Source organism: Pimelobacter simplex, from assembly GCF_024662235.1.
Taxonomy (GTDB): Bacteria; Actinomycetota; Actinomycetes; order Propionibacteriales; family Nocardioidaceae; genus Nocardioides.
The window spans coordinates 1,856,499-1,873,397 of record NZ_CP096276.1; the positions used below are offsets into that span (position 1 = coordinate 1,856,499).

The 16,899-nt window shown below is 73.5% G+C and carries 20 protein-coding genes; 9 read left to right on the forward strand and 11 right to left on the reverse strand.

Annotated features, from left to right (window positions below; translation table 11 throughout):
* Positions 1-167 precede the first annotated feature (167 nt).
* From lnt to M0M48_RS08955, 3 genes are read left to right on the forward strand one after another with little or no spacing between them, the layout of a single operon-like run.
* Positions 168-1,757, forward strand: a complete 1,590-nt coding sequence (gene lnt, locus M0M48_RS08945; RefSeq protein WP_257750853.1) for an apolipoprotein N-acyltransferase — start codon at positions 168-170, stop codon at positions 1,755-1,757.
* Positions 1,758-1,785: 28 nt separating this feature from the next.
* Positions 1,786-2,535: a polyprenol monophosphomannose synthase gene (locus M0M48_RS08950; protein WP_257754467.1), complete on the forward strand. Its 750-nt coding sequence runs from the start codon at positions 1,786-1,788 to the stop codon at positions 2,533-2,535.
* Positions 2,536-2,548: 13 nt separating this feature from the next.
* Positions 2,549-3,031 carry an FxsA family protein gene (locus M0M48_RS08955; RefSeq protein ID WP_257750854.1) on the forward strand — a complete coding sequence of 161 codons (483 nt, stop codon included), beginning with the start codon at positions 2,549-2,551 and terminating at the stop codon, positions 3,029-3,031.
* Between the two features lie 22 nt (positions 3,032-3,053).
* On the opposite strand, the gene M0M48_RS08960 is transcribed toward M0M48_RS08955, so the two are convergent.
* From M0M48_RS08960 to M0M48_RS08975, 4 genes are all read right to left on the reverse strand, one after another.
* Positions 3,054-3,443, reverse strand: a complete 390-nt coding sequence (locus M0M48_RS08960; protein WP_038678948.1) for an RNA polymerase-binding protein RbpA — start codon at positions 3,441-3,443, stop codon at positions 3,054-3,056.
* Between the two features lie 134 nt (positions 3,444-3,577).
* On the reverse strand, positions 3,578-4,921 hold the full coding sequence (locus tag M0M48_RS08965) for an MFS transporter (protein WP_257750855.1): 1,344 nt from the start codon (positions 4,919-4,921) through the stop codon (positions 3,578-3,580).
* Positions 4,918-5,703, reverse strand: a complete 786-nt coding sequence (locus M0M48_RS08970; RefSeq protein WP_257750856.1) for a glycerophosphodiester phosphodiesterase — start codon at positions 5,701-5,703, stop codon at positions 4,918-4,920. Before M0M48_RS08970 ends, M0M48_RS08965 begins: the two co-directional genes overlap by 4 nt.
* Positions 5,704-5,813: 110 nt before the next feature.
* A complete protein-coding gene (locus M0M48_RS08975) occupies positions 5,814-7,355 on the reverse strand; it encodes a UDP-N-acetylglucosamine 1-carboxyvinyltransferase (protein ID WP_215815928.1) in 1,542 nt (513 codons plus the stop codon).
* Between the two features lie 86 nt (positions 7,356-7,441).
* Between M0M48_RS08975 and M0M48_RS08980 the strand changes: the two genes are divergently transcribed.
* A complete protein-coding gene (locus M0M48_RS08980; protein WP_257750857.1) occupies positions 7,442-8,458 on the forward strand; it encodes a zinc-dependent alcohol dehydrogenase family protein in 1,017 nt (338 codons plus the stop codon).
* The gene (locus M0M48_RS08985) at positions 8,455-9,261 is read left to right on the forward strand and encodes a maleylpyruvate isomerase family mycothiol-dependent enzyme (protein WP_215815926.1); all 807 of its coding nucleotides are present in this window, start codon (positions 8,455-8,457) and stop codon (positions 9,259-9,261) included. The genes M0M48_RS08980 and M0M48_RS08985 overlap by 4 nt, the downstream gene beginning before the upstream one ends.
* Positions 9,262-9,265: 4 nt before the next feature.
* On the opposite strand, the gene M0M48_RS08990 is transcribed toward M0M48_RS08985, so the two are convergent.
* Both M0M48_RS08990 and M0M48_RS08995 read right to left on the reverse strand, forming a co-directional pair.
* Complete coding sequence (locus M0M48_RS08990) at positions 9,266-9,418, reverse strand: hypothetical protein (protein ID WP_215815925.1); 153 nt, start codon at positions 9,416-9,418, stop codon at positions 9,266-9,268.
* Positions 9,419-9,491: 73 nt separating this feature from the next.
* Positions 9,492-9,623, reverse strand: coding sequence for a hypothetical protein (locus M0M48_RS08995; RefSeq protein ID WP_257750858.1), 132 nt, complete (start codon positions 9,621-9,623; stop codon positions 9,492-9,494).
* Between the two features lie 119 nt (positions 9,624-9,742).
* Between M0M48_RS08995 and M0M48_RS09000 the strand changes: the two genes are divergently transcribed.
* The gene (locus tag M0M48_RS09000) at positions 9,743-10,591 is read left to right on the forward strand and encodes an SDR family oxidoreductase (protein WP_257750859.1); all 849 of its coding nucleotides are present in this window, start codon (positions 9,743-9,745) and stop codon (positions 10,589-10,591) included.
* Here M0M48_RS09000 and M0M48_RS09005 read toward each other — a convergent pair.
* The 4 genes from M0M48_RS09005 to M0M48_RS09020 all read right to left on the reverse strand — a co-directional run bounded on the left by M0M48_RS09005 (position 10,483) and on the right by M0M48_RS09020 (position 14,332).
* A complete protein-coding gene (locus M0M48_RS09005; RefSeq protein ID WP_257750860.1) occupies positions 10,483-11,637 on the reverse strand; it encodes a DUF6670 family protein in 1,155 nt (384 codons plus the stop codon). The genes M0M48_RS09000 and M0M48_RS09005 overlap by 109 nt on opposite strands.
* Positions 11,634-13,244 carry an FAD-binding oxidoreductase gene (locus tag M0M48_RS09010; RefSeq protein ID WP_257750861.1) on the reverse strand — a complete coding sequence of 537 codons (1,611 nt, stop codon included), beginning with the start codon at positions 13,242-13,244 and terminating at the stop codon, positions 11,634-11,636. Before M0M48_RS09010 ends, M0M48_RS09005 begins: the two co-directional genes overlap by 4 nt.
* Complete coding sequence (locus M0M48_RS09015; protein ID WP_215815921.1) at positions 13,241-13,864, reverse strand: TetR/AcrR family transcriptional regulator; 624 nt, start codon at positions 13,862-13,864, stop codon at positions 13,241-13,243. The genes M0M48_RS09010 and M0M48_RS09015 overlap by 4 nt, the downstream gene beginning before the upstream one ends.
* A 66-nt stretch (positions 13,865-13,930) precedes the next feature.
* Entirely contained in the window at positions 13,931-14,332 is a 402-nt protein-coding gene (locus M0M48_RS09020; RefSeq protein ID WP_215815920.1) for a hypothetical protein, read from the reverse strand.
* Positions 14,333-14,392: 60 nt separating this feature from the next.
* On the opposite strand from M0M48_RS09020, the gene M0M48_RS09025 reads away from it, so the two are divergent.
* Both M0M48_RS09025 and M0M48_RS09030 read left to right on the forward strand, forming a co-directional pair.
* On the forward strand, positions 14,393-14,959 hold the full coding sequence (locus M0M48_RS09025; protein WP_257750862.1) for a TetR/AcrR family transcriptional regulator: 567 nt from the start codon (positions 14,393-14,395) through the stop codon (positions 14,957-14,959).
* Positions 14,956-15,447, forward strand: a complete 492-nt coding sequence (locus M0M48_RS09030; RefSeq protein ID WP_257750863.1) for a DUF3995 domain-containing protein — start codon at positions 14,956-14,958, stop codon at positions 15,445-15,447. Before M0M48_RS09025 ends, M0M48_RS09030 begins: the two co-directional genes overlap by 4 nt.
* Here the strand turns inward: M0M48_RS09030 and M0M48_RS09035 are convergent.
* Complete coding sequence (locus M0M48_RS09035; RefSeq protein ID WP_257750864.1) at positions 15,444-16,265, reverse strand: alpha/beta fold hydrolase; 822 nt, start codon at positions 16,263-16,265, stop codon at positions 15,444-15,446. The two genes, M0M48_RS09030 and M0M48_RS09035, sit on opposite strands and share 4 nt — an antisense overlap.
* Positions 16,266-16,327: 62 nt before the next feature.
* On the opposite strand from M0M48_RS09035, the gene M0M48_RS09040 reads away from it, so the two are divergent.
* Positions 16,328-16,897, forward strand: coding sequence for a TetR/AcrR family transcriptional regulator (locus M0M48_RS09040; RefSeq protein ID WP_257750865.1), 570 nt, complete (start codon positions 16,328-16,330; stop codon positions 16,895-16,897).
* Positions 16,898-16,899 lie beyond the last annotated feature (2 nt).

Here is a 16,899-nt window from a genome sequence, read left to right on the forward strand (position 1 = left end):
CGACCACGGTTCGCGGAGGTCGGTTCGCTCCTCGAGGGCGGACCGGAAGGGTCCGGGGCTCCCTAGACAACGTCGCTGCTTCTGCAGCCAGCCGGCGTCGCGATGGTCCGAAGGCGCCCCCGACCCTTCCGTCCTGCAGGGGAGGCCCGGCCGACTAGGCTCTGCGCGTGGTGCAACGCTCGTTCCTCGCGGCTCTCGGCGGCGCCCTGCTGACCGCGTCGTTCGAGCCGGTCGCGATGGGGTGGCTGCTGCCCCTCGGCGTCGCGCTCTACGCGCTCGCGCTGCGCGACCTCAGCGTGCGCCGCTCCTTCCTCGTCGGGCTCGTCTTCGGCGTGGTCTTCTACTACAGCCACATCGCCTGGATGCGGGCCTCGATCGGCACCGACGCCTGGCTGGCGCTCTCGGCCGCCGAGGCGCTGTTCTACGGCCTGCTGGGCCTCGCCGTGCCCCTGCTGCGCCGGCTGCCGGTCTGGCCGCTGTGGCTGGCCGCGGCGTGGACCACCATGGAGACGATCCGCAGCGGCTGGCCGTTCAGCGGGATGCCCTGGGGACGACTGGCGTTCGCCGCGGTCGACACCCCGGCGGCCAACATGGTCGCCTACGTCGGGATGACCGGGCTCTCGTTCCTGCTCGCCCTGACCGGGTTCGCCCTGGCTCGCCTGGTCGAGGCCCTGCTCGCGCGGCGCCGCGACACCACGGTGCCGTGGCGGCTGCCCGCGCTCGGCGCGGTCGGCGTCCTGGCGCTGCTGGTGACGCCCGCCGTCGTGCCCTACGACATCCCCCAGACCGGGACCGCGACCGTGGCCGTCGTCCAGGGCAACGTGCCCGGACCGGGCAACGACATCCTCTGGGACTACCTCGGCGTCACCCGCAACCACGTCGACGCCACGGTCGAGCTCGCCGCGCAGGTCTCGGCGGGGGAGCGGCCGCGGCCCGACTTCGTGCTGTGGCCCGAGAACTCCACGGCGGTCGACCCGTTCGAGCCCGGCGAGGTCAACACCGGGATCACCGAGGCGGTCGCCGCGATCGGCGTACCGGTGGTGGTCGGCGGGATCGTCGACGACGGCCCGAAGCACGTCCTCAACCAGGGCATCGTCTGGGACCCGGAGACCGGGCCGGGGGACCGCTACACCAAGCACCACCCGGTGCCCTACGGCGAGTACATCCCGTTCCGCGACATCTGGAACCCCAAGTTCGGCAAGCTCGCGCTCATCTCGCGCGACATGCGGGCCGGCACCCGCACCACGCCGCTGCGGGTGGCCGGGATCGAGGTCGCCGACGCGATCTGCTTCGACGTCGCCTACGACGGCGTGCTGCCGCCGCAGGTCCGCTCGGGAGCCCAGCTGCTCACGGTCCAGACCAGCAACGCCAGCTTCATCTTCACCCACCAGATCGAGCAGCAGTTCGCGATCACCCGGCTGCGGGCCATCGAGGCGGGCCGCTGGCTGACGGTGGCCTCGACCAACGGCCGCACCGGCGTGATCGCCTCCGACGGCACCGTGGTCGCCTCGCTGACGCCGCGGACCACGGGCGTGCTCGACGAGGAGGTCGGCCTGGCCACGGGCCTGACCCCGGCGATGCGCCTGGGCCCCTGGCCGGCCCGGATGTTCACCCTCCTGACGCTCGGCGCTCTCGTGTCAGGTGCCCTCGCGTACCGTCGACGGCGAGAGTTCGATGGCCCTGCGCGGGTGAGCTCCACCGAGGGCGACCCCGCGCCGACCCCCACCACGAACACGAGCGAGGCATCCGTTGGCTGACACCGATCTCACCCTGGGCCGCACGGTGATGGTGATCCCCACGTACAACGAGGCGGACAACCTCGCCTGGATCGTCGACCGGCTGCGCACCGCCCAGCCCGCCGTCGACGTCCTCGTGGTCGACGACGGCTCGCCCGACGGCACCGGCGCCATCGCCGACCGGCTCGCCGCGGCCGACCCCCAGGTCCACGTGCTGCACCGCACCGCCAAGGGCGGGCTCGGGGCGGCGTACCTCGCCGGGTTCGGGTGGGCCCTGGAGCAGGGCTACGACGTCATCGGCGAGATGGACGCCGACGGCTCCCACCAGCCCGAGCAGCTCCACCGCCTGCTCACCGCGCTGCGCGACGCCGACCTGGTGATCGGCTCGCGCTGGGTCCCCGGCGGCTCGGTCGTCAACTGGCCCTGGCAGCGCGAGGCGCTCTCGCGCGGCGGCAACCTGTACGTCCGGGTGCTGCTCGGCATCGACGTGCGCGACGCGACCGCCGGCTTCCGGCTCTTCCGGAGCACGACCCTGGAGAAGCTGCGCCTCGACGAGGTGCGCTCCACGGGCTACGTCTTCCAGACCGACCTCGTCTCGCGGACCCTGCGCGCCGGCCTGACCGTGCGCGAGGTGCCCATTGAGTTCGTCGAGCGGGTGCGCGGCGAGTCCAAGATGAGCGGCCAGGTGGCCGTGGAGTCGCTCAAGCGGATCACCGAGTGGGGTCTGCGCGAGCGGTGGGCGCGGCTGCGCAGCGAGCGCGGCCCGGCGGAGGCGGAGCGGGAGCTGCAACGACGATGAGGGAGAGACGCCGATGAGCAGGCGCGGACGCCGGACGCTGGCCCTGGTGCTGCTGGGCCTCGGCCTCGTGGCGGCCCTCGAGGTGGTCGTGCTGGCCGCCGTGGGCCGGAGCATCGGCGTGGGCTGGACCGTGCTCCTGCTGTTCCTCGACGTCGTCCTCGGCATCGCGGTGATCCGGCGCGCCGGACGCCGCGCGGTCGACGCCCTGCGCACCCGGCTCGAGACCGGTCAGCTGCCCGACCGCGAGGTCGGCGACCGGGGGCTGGTCGTGGTCGCGGGCGTGCTGCTCGCCGTCCCGGGGTTCGTCAGCGACCTGCTCGCGCTGCTGCTCATCGTCCCGTTCACCCGGCCGCTGTTCCGCGGGCTGGTCGCCGGGCTCGCCGTACGGCGGGTCGGGACGTTCAGCGGCCCCTTCGGCCCGGCCGGCCCCGGAGACGCCACTCGCCCCGGACCAGTGGTGGTCCGGGGCGAGGTGATCGACGAGTCCGAGGACTGATCCTCGGTTCGTGGGCCGAGCGTCAGGCCTTGGCAGCCTTGCGCTTGCGGGCGTTGGCCCGGTGCAGGTGCGCCGGGCCGATCTCGCCGCCGCGCAGGAGCTCCAGGCGCTCGGTGAGGATCTCCTCGAGCTCCTTCTCCGAGCGACGCTCCAGCAGCATGTCCCAGTGGGTCCGCTGGGGCTTCTCCGCCTTGACCTCACGCTGGATGCCGGCCGTGGACTCGGCCTCGAGCCCGCATCGGGGGCACTCCCAGATGGCGGGCACCTCCGCCTCGATCGACATCGTGATCTCGAAATCGTGCCCCTGGGGACAGCGGTAGCCGACCTGCTGGCGAGCAGCGAACTCGATCCCCCGCTCGTCCTCGAACGACTGGCCGCCCAGTCGGGCACCGCGCAGTGTGCGCTCCGCCATGAGAACCTCACCTCCCGTGTTTCGCCTCTGGTCCTTTCAACGCTACCCACCGGTAAAAGGTTCCAAGCCTCGATGAGGCGCCTGACACCATCTGTCTGTACCACCCTGTCCGGCCACCCATGGTGCGCACGGGGTCAGATCACGGCCGGCCGCTCGTTGCCAGCGTCCCGGATCCCACGCTCCGTGTCGACCCGCAGGAGCAGCAGCCCGCCCAGGACGAAGAACGCGATGAGGGCGAAGATCGCCGGCCGGTAGGAGTCGGTGATCTGGTAGACGATGCCGAAGGTCAGCGTGCCGAACCACGAGGTCCCGCGGTCCATGGCGTGGTAGAGGCTGAAGTACTCCGCCTCCTTGCCGCGCGGGATGAACAGCGAGAAGTACGAGCGGGCCAGCGCCTGGGTGCCGCCGAGGACGACGCCGATCGCGACGCCGAGGACCAGGAAGGGCACCAGCTGCCCGTCCGGTACGACGAGCGCGACGCTCACGATGGCCATCCAGCCGACGAGCCCGGCCAGGATGACCTTCTTGGCGCCGTGGCGCGCGGCAGCGCGGCCGAAGCCGATCGCGCCGAACATGGCCACGAACTGCACGAGCAGGTAGGTGCCGAGCACGGTGCCCTCGCCGAAGCCGAGCTCCTCGATGCCGAAGGTCGAGGCGGAGGCGATGACGGTCTGGATGCCGTCGTTGAAGAACAGGTAGGCGACCAGGAAGGTCAGCGCGACCGGGTAGTTGCGCAGGTCGCGCAGGGTCGCGGCGAGCTGGCCGAAGGAGCGGGACATCAGGCCGCCGCTGACTTCCTCGACATCGACCGGGGGGTGCTGCTTGATCCGGCGCCAGGGGATGACCATGAACGCCGCCCACCAGATCGCGGCCGAGAGCAGGGAGAGGCGCACGGCCATCTCCTTGTCGAGGCCGAGGGCGTCGTGGAAGGTGACGACGGCGAAGTTGACGGCGAGCAGGAGGCCGCCGCCGGCGTAACCGTAGGCCCAGCCGACCGACGAGACGCGGTCGCGCTCCTTCTCGTCGGAGATGAGGGGCAGGATCGAGTCGCTGACCACGATCGCGGCGCCACCGGCGAGGTTGGCGACCATGAACGCGATGCTGCCGAAGAGCCAGTTCTCGCCGCTCATGAAGAACAGCAGGCCCGCGGCGACCGCGCCGATCCAGGACAGGCCGACCAGCAGGTCGGGCTTGCGGGCGGTGCGATCGGCGATCGCGCCGACGAGGGGGAAGATCAGGGCGCTCAGGAGCGTCGACACCGTGATCACGTACGACGGCAGCGAGCCCGGCGCGATCGCGAGCCCGAGCACGTGGATCCGCCCGTGCTCGCCGACGGCGTTCTCGGCCACCGAGATCAGGTAGGGCGCGAAGAGCACGCCGGCGACGGTCGTCTGGAACGCCGAGGCGGCCCAGTCGGTGAAGTACCAGGCGCGCTGCTCGCGGGCCCGGTTGAGCGGGCCCAGGTCCGCGATCGTCATGTCGTGCCTCCCCGCGCGGACCACCACTGGCCACGTCGCTGCAGCACATCCTTGAGCACGTCGGTGCGGTCCGTGAAGAGCCCGTCGACACCGCGGTCGAGGAGCGTGTGCATCTCGGCGGGCTCGTCGATGGTCCAGACGTGGACCTGGAGGCCGGCCGCGTGGGCGCGGCGCACGAAGCCGGGCGTGGTCACCACGAACCGGCCGCGCCGGTGGGGCACCTGGAAGGCGGCGAAGCGCCCTCCGGCGAGGAGCCGGGCCAGCCGGACGCTGGGGGAGAGCCGGAAGGCGACGATCTGCCAGGGGTCGGCCGCGGTCGGCACCCGGCCGCCGGTGAGCTCACGGAAGCGGCCGATCCGGCGGCGCGAGAACGAGGCGACGAGCAGCCGGTCCCACAGGTCGCGCTCGCGGACGAGCGCGGCGAGCGCCTCGGCCGCGCCCTCGGACTTGAGGTCGATGTTGAACCGCGCCTCGGGGAAGGCGTCGAGGAGGTCGACCAGGGTCGGCACCTCCTCGCGCCCGCCGATCCGGGCGCGGCGTACCTCGGCGAGGGTGAGCTCGCGGATCGCGCCCTGCTGGTCGGTGACCCGGTCGAGGACCTCGTCGTGGAACGCCAGCAGCACGCCGTCGGCGGTCAGGTGGACGTCGGTCTCGAGGTAGTCGTAGCCGAGCGCCGCGGCGTGCCGGAACGCGGCCAGCGTGTTCTCCAGGCCCTCGATCTCGGGGTGGTAGGCACCGCCGCGGTGCGCGAAAGCGAGGACCCTGCTTGGCTCCAGGTACATGGGGTGGCCTCTCAGAGGGTGCTGGGCCGCTCGGCCGGCAGCGCGGCGGGAGACGCCTCCCGGCAGCTTGCTGCCTCCCTGGCGGCGGAGACGCGCTCGGCCCATCGAGCTCAGATGTCGCGGAAGGTCTCGATCTCGGCGCCCAGCGAGCTGAGCCTCTCGGCGAGGTCCTCGTAGCCGCGGTGGATGACGTAGGTGCTCCGCAGCACGGAGGTGCCCTTGCTCGCCAGCATCGCCAGCAGGACGACGACCGCGGGCCGCAGCGCCGGCGGGCACACCAGCTCGGTGCCGGTCCAGGAGGTCGGGCCCTCGATCTGGATCCGGTGCGGGTCGAGGAGGGTGACCCGGCCGCCGAGCTTGTTGAGCTCGGTGAGGTAGATCGCCCGGTTGTCGTAGACCCAGTCGTGCAGGTAGGTCTGGCCCTCGGCGACCGCGCCGATGATGGCGAAGAACGGCAGGTTGTCGATGTTGAGGCCGGGGAACGGCATCGGGTGGATCTTGTCGCGGGGGGCGACGAGGTCGGAGGGGTGCGTGGTGATGTCGACCAGGCGGGTCCGGCCGTTGGCCGCGAGGTACTCCTCGGTGCGGTCGTAGCGGAAGCCCATCTCCTCGAGCACCGCGAGCTCGATCTCGAGGAACTCGATCGGCGCGCGCCGGATGGTGATCTCGGAGCGGGTCACGATCGCGGCGGCGAGCAGGGACATCGCCTCGATCGGGTCCTCGCTGGGGGAGTAGTCGACGTCGACGTCGATGCTCTCGCGGCCGGTGACGGTCAGGGTCGTGGTGCCGATGCCCTCGACCTCGACGCCGAGCGCCTGGAGGTAGAAGCAGAGGTCCTGGACCATGTAGTTGGACGAGGCGTTGCGGATCACGGTGGTGCCGGGATGCAGTGCGGCGGCCATGAGCGCGTTCTCGGTGACCGTGTCGCCGCGCTCGGTGAGCACGATCGGGCGGCCGGGGACGATCGCCCGGTTGAGCTGGGCGTGGTACCAGCCGTCGGTCGCCTTGACCTCGAGGCCGAACGGGCGCAGCGCGGACATGTGCGGCTCGACCGTGCGGGTGCCGAGGTTGCAGCCGCCGGCGTAGGGCAGCTCGAAGGTGTCGGCGCGGTGCAGCAGCGGGCCGAGGAACATGATCACCGAGCGGGTACGCCGCGCGGCCTCCTCGTCGATGCGGGTCAGGTCGATGTCCTTGGGCGGGATGATCTCGAGGTCGTTCTCGCCGTTGATCCAGCGGGTCTGCACGCCGATGCTGTCGAGGACCTCGAGCAGCCGGTTGACCTCCTCGATGCGCGCGACCTTGCGCAGCGTGGTGCGGCCCCGGTTGAGCAGCGAGGCGCACAGGAGCGCGACGCCGGCGTTCTTGGAGGTCTTGACGTCGATGCTGCCGGTCAGGGTCGTGGGTCCCTTGACCCGCAGGTGGGTCGGGCCCGCGCCGAGCGCGACGATCTCGGAGTCGAGCGCGCTGCCGATCCGGGCGAGCATCTCGAGCGAGAGGTTCTGGTGGCCCTTCTCGATCCGGTTGATCGCGCTCTGGCTGGTGCCGAGGCGCTCGGCCAGCTGCGCCTGGGTCAGCTCACGGTGCTTGCGAGCGTCCCGGATGAGGTTCCCGATCCGGCCCTTGTAGTCGTCGGTCGGCTCGTCGGAAGTCATGCCTCGACGGTAACTCATATATGAGATAAGGCAAGCACGCGGCGCCCCGGCGCGGCGGTTCCGGTCCAGGTGGAAGACTGCGGGACATGCGCGCGACGACGATCCACGGGACCCGTGACATCCGGGTCGACGAGGTCCCCGACCCTCAGCTCAAGCGTCCCACCGACGCCATCGTCAAGGTCACCGCCGGCTGCATCTGCGGCTCGGACCTGTGGCCCTACCGCGGGGAGAACCCGATCCGTCCCGGCGCCACCATCGGCCACGAGTGCATCGGCGTGGTCGAGGAGGTCGGTGCCGAGGTGCGCGACTTCCGGCCCGGCGACTACGTGATCGTGCCGTTCTGCCACTGCGACAACACCTGCGCCCACTGCCGCAACGGCGCTCAGTCGGCGTGCGTCAACCTGTCGATGACCTCCAGCGGCCAGGCCGAGTACGCCCGGGTCGGCCAGGCCGACGGCAGCCTCGTCGCCACCGGCGGTACGCCGCCCGAGGACCTGCTCGCCTCGGTGCTCGCGCTCACCGACGTGATGCCGACCGGGTGGCACGCCGCGGTCTGCGCGGGCGTCAAGGCGGGCGACACCGCGGTGGTGGTCGGCGACGGCGCGGTCGGTCTGTGCGCCGTGATCGCGGCCAAGGCGATGGGCGCCGAGCGGATCGTCGCGATGTCACGGCACGCCCCGCGCCAGGAGCTGGCCCAGGCGTTCGGGGCGACCCACGTGGTCGCCGCCCGCGGCAAGGAGGCGATCGCCGAGGTGCTCGAGCTCACCGACGGCGTGGGCGCCGACGCGGCGCTCGAGTGCGTGGGCACCGGTGACGCGATGACGACCGCGATCGGGGTCACCCGGCCCGGCGGCGGCGTCGGGTACGTCGGCGTACCGCACGGGGTCGAGCTGCCCGTGCGCAAGCTCTTCGAGACCAACATCGGCCTGCGCGGCGGCATCGCCCCCGTGCGCCGCTACCTGCCCGACCTGCTGCGGCTGGTCCAGGACCGGGCCATCGACCCGGGCCGGGTCTTCGACCTGACCCTGCCGATGGAGGAATCGCCCGAGGGGTACCGGGCGATGGACGAGCGGCGCGCGATCAAGGTCATGCTTCGTCCATGACCCTTCTCGGCCCTGACGCCTACCTCGACCACATCCGCACCGAGTCCGCCCGGTTCGCCGACGTCCTCGCGACCTGCCCGCCCGACGCACGGGTGCCCTCGTGCCCCGACTGGACCGCCGCGGACCTGGTGGCCCACCTGAGCGGGGTCCAGCACTTCTGGACCGGCATCATCGCCGGCCGGCCGGTGGCGCCCGTCGACGAGGACGCCGAGGGGCGCGCCCCCCTCGCGTCGTACGACGACGAGCTGGCGCGCTTCCGGAGCACCCACGACACCTTCGTCGCCACGCTGGCGGCAGCCGACCCGGCCGAGCCGGCCTGGTCGTGGTCGGGCCCGGACGACCAGAAGGTCGCCTTCACCTACCGCCGCCAGGCCCACGAGGCGCTGATCCACCGCCTCGACGCCGAGCTGGCCGCCGGACAGGTGACCCCGCTGCCCGCGGCGCTGGCCACCGACGGGGTCCACGAGGCCCTCGACGTGATGTACGGCGGCCTGCCCGACTGGGGCCGGTTCACCCCCGGCGAGCACGTCGTCGAGTACCGGATGACCGACACCGCGACCTCGATCTGGACCCGCCTCGGCACGTTCGCGGGCACCTCGCCCGAGGGCAAGGTCTACGCCGACGAGCCCGACCAGCACGTCGTGGCCGACCCGGGCACCGCGCCTGCGCTCGTGGTCGCCGCGACGGCCTCCGACCTCGACGCGTGGCTGTGGCACCGCGGGGACGACGCGCGGGTGGCGATCAGCGGGGACGACGCCGTCCGGGCGCTGGTGACCGGGCTGCTGGGCCAGTCGATCGACTGAGGTCTCAGGCGGGGTGGGTCGGGCCGTGGCCCGCCCCGCGCACCTGGGCGCGGCTGCTGGACCGCCCGGCCCAGTAGACGACCCCGAAGAGCGCGCCGACGGCGAGCGCGGCGACGACCAGGACGGCGACCAAGGTGAGGATCAGCGCGAGGCTCATGGCCTCACTCTGACATGACCTGCGTCACACCCGGTCTATGACGTGCGTCACATGCCGGGTGATCGGGGCCGGCTCAGGACCGGGTCCGGACCTCGCAGCCGCAGTCGTGGTCGCACGGCAGGTAGTAGTGCCCGGCGTGCCCGCAGTAGGGGCAGGGCCGGTCGTGGGACAGGTGGCCCTGGTCGATGACGTCGGATTCCCGCATGGTGTGTCTCCCGGTGCTCTTCCTTCTTCGATCGGTCGGGTGAGGGCCGACCTGAGGCGCCGGCGATCTCCGACCGTGGGAGGAAGACAGCCCGTCGTCACGACGGCGAGGATGCGGGCATGAGCGAGCTGCGCGGCAAGACCTTCCTGGTGTCCGGCGCCAACACCGGGATCGGCAAGGAGACGGTGCGGGTGCTGGCCGGGCGTGGTGCGCGGGTGGTACTCGCCGGGCGCTCCGAGGACAAGACCCGGGCGGCGATCCGCGAGATCGCCGACGAGACCGGCAACACCGACCTGGACTACCTGCCGCTGGACCTGGGCGACCTCGCGTCGGTCCGGGCGGCGGCCGCGACCTTCCTCGCCTCGGGCGAGCGGCTCGACGTCCTGCTCAACAACGCCGGGCTGGCCGGCAAGCGGGGGATGACGGCGAGCGGCTTCGAGCTGGCGTTCGGGACCAACCACGTCGGGACGTTCCTGCTCACCGAGCTGCTCCGCGACCACGTCGCGGCGACCGGGCCGGGGCGGATCGTCAACGTCGCGAGCACGGGGCACTACCGCGCCAAGGGCATCGACTGGGACGCCGTACGGCGCCCGAGCGTGACGCGCACGGCGTTCGACGAGTACTGCGTCTCCAAGCTCGCCAACGTGCTCCACGCGCGTGAGCTCGCCCGCCGGATGGAGGGCACCGGGGTCACGACCTACTCGCTGCACCCGGGGGCGATCGCCTCGGACGTGTGGCGCGAGGTGCCGTTCGGCGTGCGCCACGTGATGAAGCTCTTCATGAAGTCGACCGCCGACGGCGCCCGGACCTCGCTCTACTGCGCCACGTCGCCGGACGTGGCGGGCGAGAGCGGGCGCTACTACGACGACGAGCGGGTCAAGGAGCCGTCGCGGGTGGTGACCGACGAGCTGGCTGCCGAGCTCTGGTCGCGCAGCGAGGCGTGGGTGGCCGAGCCCGCGGTGTCCTGACGGCGGTCGACCCACTCGACGTACCCGCTGCCGGTGCGCTGCGCACCGCGCCAGGTCGTCTCGTGCCGGAAGGCCGAGACGTAGCCGGTGCCGTGGCCGTAGCGGTAGGGCGCGTCGACCTCGGCGTCCATCCGGAGCACCTCGGCGGCGCCGTCGCGGACGGTCCAGCGCATCCGGAGCGGCACCCGCATCGGGCGCCCGGCGGGGTCGTGGCGCGGCTCGGGATCCCAGGCGGTGACCTCGAACCGCACGTCGTCGTAGACCTCGGCGGTTCCGCCGCGGGTGCGCACGTGGAGCAGCCGGCAGGCGGTCACGCCGTGGGCGCTGACGTCGGTCAGCAGCAGCTGGGTGTCGGCGTCGAGGTTGACGATCTGGTAGGTGAAGAACTCGATCGGCAGCTTGGCCCAGCCGGGCAGCGGGCGCCGCAGGAGCGACTGCGGGGAGAGGCTGCGGGCGTACTCGACGGTGCCGAGTCCGGCGAAGGTGTGCTCGGTCGCGTCGTGACGCACGGTGGCGCGGTAGGGCGCGAGCAGGCTGACGTGGTCGTACGCCGGGCTGCGGACGAACCAGGACGCGAGGTCGGTGACGTCCAGCTCGACGTCGGCCTCGAAGGCCGCGTAGCGACCGGCGACGCGCACGCGGGGGAGGTCGACCTCGACGGTGAGGTCCTCGCCCCAGCGCAGCGGCCCGGACTGGGGGAACGAGCACTCCGTGGCCGCGTCGTAGCCGGCGTGGTGGTGCTGCTCGCCGTGCGCGGTCGCGGAGAGCACCATCGCGGTGTCGCGGGCGTCGGGCGCGGCGATCCGGTCGTCGTCGAAGCAGGTGGTGCCGGTCGCGCCGATGAACGTCATCGTGTTGAGGAAGCGGTAGGGCGCCGGCAGGTCGGGCAGGAAGACGCCGAGGTGGGTCCAGGCCCAGGTGCGCGAGCGCGGGTGGGGGCGGAAGAGGTCGGTCCGGCGGAACGGCTCGGTCGAGGCCTGCAGGCGGCGGTCGGTGCGCAGGAGCGCGGGCACGAGGAGCGGCGCCGCGTGGCGCAGGAGGTTCACACCAGCACCCCGGGGTTGAGGACGCCGGCCGGGTCGAGCGCGGTCTTGGCCGCGCGCAGCGCCTGGGCGAAGGGCTCGGGGCGCTGGGCGTCGTACCAGGGGCGGTGGTCGCGGCCGACCGCGTGGTGGTGGGTGATGGTGCCGCCGTGGGCGATGATCGCGTCGGAGACGGCGGCCTTGATCTCGTCCCACTGGGCCAGGGTGCTGCCCCAGCGGCCGCCCGCGTAGACGCCGTAGTAGGGCGCCGGGCCGTCGGGGTAGACGTGGGTGAACCGGCACGTGACGACGCCCTGGCCGCCGCAGACCCGGGCGATCGCGTCGGTGGCCGCGGCGGTGACGGCCGCGTGGAGGTCCGGGAACGCCGCCCAGGTGCACGCGGTCTCGAAGGTCTCCACGACCATCGCGCGGCGGGCGAGGGCGTCGCGCTGGTAGGGCATCCGGATGAACGCCGAGCGCCACGCCTGGGACGCGTCGCCGGCCTCGGTGGTCGCGCCGTGGTCGCCGGCGTCCGTGGCCCGGTCCCGGGTGGCGAGGACGGTGCCGCCGTGGTCGGCGACCAGCTCGAGGGCCCGGCCGAGCCAGGCGTCGACCGGGTGGTCCGCGGACTCGAAGGCGAGGATGAGCAGGCCGCCGTCGACCGCGGTCCCGGCGTTGATGAGGGCCTCGGCCGGGTCGAGGAGGCGGCAGTTGGCCGGGTGCAGGCTGGACTGGGCGATCGCGCGGGTGGCGGCGACCGCGGCGTCGTACGAGGTGAAGGCGACGGTGGCGGTGCGCTGCCAGGTGGGGCGCAGCTGGAGGCGCATCCACGCCTCGGTGATCACGCCGAGCGCCCCCTCGGAGCCGAGGAACATCCGGTCCGGCGAGGGGCCCGCGCCGGAGCCGGGCAGGCGGCGCGACTCGCTGGTGCCCGCGGGGGTGACCACGCGCAGCGACGCGGTGAGGTCGTCGATGTGGGTGGCGAGCGTGGCGAAGTGGCCGCCGGCCCGGGTCGCGAGCCAGCCCCCGAGCGTGGAGAACTCGAAGGACTGGGGGAAGTGGCGCAGGGTCAGCCCGTGCGGGCGCAGCTGGGCCTCGAGCGCGGGGCCGTAGGTGCCGGCCTGGATCCGTGCCGCGCGGCTGGTGGTGTCGATCTCGACGACCTGGTCGAGGTGCTCCAGGTCGAGGCTGACGGCCGGGCCCTCGAAGCGGGGCTCGACGCCGCCGACGACCGAGCTGCCGCCGCCGTAGGGGACGACGGGGGTGGCCGTCGAGGTGCACCAGTCGAGCACGTCGACGACGTCCTGCTCGGTGCGCGGGCGGACGACGAGGTCGGGCACCGGGCCGCGGACGCCGGTGAGGTTGCGGACCACGTCGCGGAAGGCCTTGCCGCGGGCGTGCCCGAGCCGGTCGACGGGATCGGCCGAGCAGAGCGCGGTGAGTGCCGCGGGCGGCGTGACCCGGGGCGCCGGTACGGCGAACGCGGCCGGGTCCGGCGGGGCGTGGTCGGTGAGGTCGTGGCCGGGCAGCAGCGCCGCCACGCGCCCGGCGAGCGTGTCGGCCTCGGCGGCCGTGAGCTGTCGGCCCTCGGTGCCCCAGCCCCACCAGGAGCGTCGGTCGGGAACGGTCATCGGTGGGTCTCCTGCTCGTCGAGCGCCGGGGTGCGGGACAGGGCGAGGAGCGCGCGGCGTCCGCGCTCGGTCATCTCGGCGGCGGAGCGGTCGGGGTGGCGCAGCCACCAGCCGACGAGCGCCGAGACGCTGCCCATCCAGATGTCGGTGAGGATCTCGAGGTCGTCGGCGTCGGCGACCGCGTCGAGCGCGGCGAGGGTCCCGACGCCCGAGCGGGCCTGCTCGGCGATCCGGACCCGCGCGGTCCGCGCCGCCCGGTGCGCGGCGGAGCCGGCCGGCGTGGTCCGGTCATTGAGGACGTTCCAGTCGTGGGGCCGGGGCGCGAGCGCGGTGAAGATGGCCGCGAGCGTGCCCTCGGCCAGGGTGAGCGGCGGCCCGCCCGCGGCGAGGACGGCGTCGATCCGGTCGGCGATCGAGGCGCCGGCCCGGTCGGCGCAGGCGGCGAAGAGGGCGTCCTTGGAGCCGAAGTAGCCGAGGACGAGCTGCTTGGAGACGCCGGCGCCTGCCGCGATCGCGGACAGCGAGGCGCCCGCATGGCCGTAGCGGCCGAACTCGGCCGTCGCGGCGTCGAGGATGAGCTCCTCGCGCTGGGCGCGCGGAACGCGCTTGCTGCCGGGCATGGCGGACCTCCGTGGTTGACCGATCGGTAATTTACCGATCGGTCAACGAACGTCAACCCCCCAGGCTCAGGACGCCAGCGCCGCGACCGCGATCAGCCCGAAGAGCAGGGCGAACAGCACCACCAGGCCGGCGATCAGCGGGACCAGGCCCGGCGTGCGCTGCTTCTCGAACCCGATCCGGCCACTGATGAAGGTCAGCGCCGGTGCTGCGTAGAAGACGTCGGCGGTCTGCCCCGGCGCCACCTGGAACTGCTGCTCGGCGTGGCCGTAGCGCCACATCCACTGCGCGTGGCCCGAGACCCGGTGCGGTCCGGGGGCGATCGGGTAGACGTTCTGGCCGTACTGCGCCGCGACCGGGTAGCCGTCGATCTGGATGCTCGGCGTGATCATCGCCAGCATCCGGTTGCCCTGGACGGTCAGGCGCAGGTACCCGGGCGGCGGCGGAGGGGGCGGCGGCATCTGGCTCATGGACTCACCCTAGGAAACCCGGCGCGCGGGCCGGGGAGGCGGGCGTACTACAGTTGTAGTGTGGCTGGTGCGCAGGGGCGTCTGCAGGACCGGAGGGCGACGGCGCTGGCGGCGGCGATCGACCTGCTGGCCGGCGGGGGAGCGCGCGCACTGACCCACCGGGCGGTGGACGAGCGGGCGGGGCTGGCGCCGGGCTCGACGTCGAACTACTTCCGGACCCGGGCGAGCCTCATCGCCGGCGTGGTCCAGCGGCTCCTCGACGAGGACCTGGCCCTGCTGGCCGGGCTCGGTCCGCTGCCGGCGGAGCGGGACGTCGCGCCCTTCCTGGTCGGCTACGTCGAGCTGAGCCGCACCCGGCGGTGGACGGCGGCGTTGGCCCGGCTGGCACTGCTCGCCGATCCCGACGCGGGCGAGCTCGCGGCCGGCCGGAGCCGGTTGCTCGAGGCCGCCACGAGCGCGCTGGCCGGGCTCGGGCTCGCCGATCCCCGCGCGACGGCCGGCGTCCTGGTCGACCTCGTCGACGGCGCGATCGCCGGCGCCGTCGCCTACGGCAACCCGACCTCGGCGGCCGCCCTCGGCCGCGCGATCGACGCCATCGTGACCGCCGCCTCCGAGGAGCCGACATGACCACCGCCTGCCGCACCGCCTGCCGCACCGCCTGCCGCACCGCCTGCCGCACCGCCTGCCGCACCGCCGCCCGCCGTACCGCGGGGTGGGGGCTCGCCGCCGCCGGAGCGCTCCACCTCCTCTGGGCGAGCGGGAGCCCGTGGCCGGCCGGCTCTCGCGAGGTACTGGCCGACGCCGTGACCGGGTCGCGTGCGGGCCTGCCGCCGGCGCCGCTCACGGTCGCCGTCGGCGCGGGACTCATCGGTGCCGGCGTCGCCTCGGCGACGACCTCGGCCGGCGGGGACGCTCGCCCGCGCAACGTGCTGCGCGGGGTGGTCGGCGCCGGCCTGCTCGCCCGGGCGTTCCTCGGTGGACGCCGCGCGACCCAGGTGCTCGGGATGGCGGAGCCGTCGGCGACGTTCCTCAGCCTGGACCGGCGCTGCTACCGGCCCCTCGTCGGCGTGCTCGGCGCCGGGGTGCTCGCGGGGATCGAGCGCGGCGGCCGCTAGCGGCTGGGCGCGACCAGGGCGAGCAGGGCGTCCCAGGCGGCCGCGCCGAGCCGGCGGTCGGCCTCCTCGGTGCCGCCGCGGGCCATCCGCTGGCCGGCGGCCACGACGTCCTCGCCGGGCAGGATCGCGCGGTGCCCGGCCTCGGGGTCGGCGACGAGCGTCGTCGCCAGCCCGTACGACGCCCGCCGCAGCACGATCTCCTCGGCCTGCTCGCGAGCCGGCCAGACCTGGTCGTCGTCGCCCGCGACCACCAGCAGCTCGGGGATCCGCTCGACCGGGAGGGTTGCGGCGGCCACGCCGTCGGGATCGAGGGTGCGCGAGGCCCGGTAGAGACCCACGTACGACGGCGGGTCGGTGTGCGGTGTCCAGCGCTCGTCGTAGCGGACGTGGGGGAGCGGCACGCCGTCCAGCGTCCAGTGGGCAGTCTGCCGCCCATCGGCGTCGAGGCCCGCCCACATCACGTCGGTCGGGGCGAACGCCGCGACCGCGGCGACGGGTGCGTCGGTCAGGCACGCGGTCGCCAGCGCCGCCTCGGCGCCGTACGAGACGCCCGCGACGACGACCCGGTCGCACGCGGCGGCGAGCGCGGTGACCCGGGCCGCGAAGGTCTCGAGCGGGATCTCCCACGGGCTCTCGTGCTGCCCGGGGCCGCCGAACCACTGGATCGACTCGGCGAGCACGCCCTGCTCGGCCAGCAGGCGGGCGCGCTGCTCGTCGACGCGGCCGCTGGAGCCGCCGAGGACGAGCGCGCCCACGCCGTGGTGGGTGCCGGGGGTCCAGCGGACGCCGGCCGGGTCGCTCAGCTCGGTGCGGTGCACGTCACCGACCCTACGCACCTCTTTAGTGGCAGGATCTGCCACTAAAGGAGTACGCTGGAGCCATGGCCCGACGCCCTCCCGACACCGCGACCCTGCTGGGGATCGCCCGGGCGTGCGCCGACGTGTTCGTCGCGGCGGGCGACTCCAGCCCGACCGTGGCCACCCTCGTCGCCGCGTCCGGGGTCTCCGAGCGCAGCTTCCACCGCTACTTCCCGACCAAGCCGGACTGCCTGCGCCCGCTGTTCGACGACGGCAACGCGGCCTATGCCGCCGCGCTCGCCGCACAGCCCGCGGACCTGCCGCTGGGGGAGGCGGTGACCCGCGCGTTCGTCGCCGCGAACCACACCATGAGCGACGCCGACTCCCGCGCGTTCATGCGCACGGTCTTCGGTGACCTCGCGCTGCGCCGGGTCTGGCTCGAGGCGAGCTATGCGACCGCCGCGGTGCTGCGGCCCGCCGTCGCCGCCCGGATCGGCGCCCCCGAGCACGCCGTCGCCACGACCGTCGCGTGCGGTCAGGCGATCGTGCTCGCCATCTCCGCCCTCGCCCACATGGTCGAGGACGGTCTCACCGCCCACGAGGCGGCGGCCGCGGCCGGCGCGGCACTCTTCGTCGGCGTACGCCACGAGTAAGC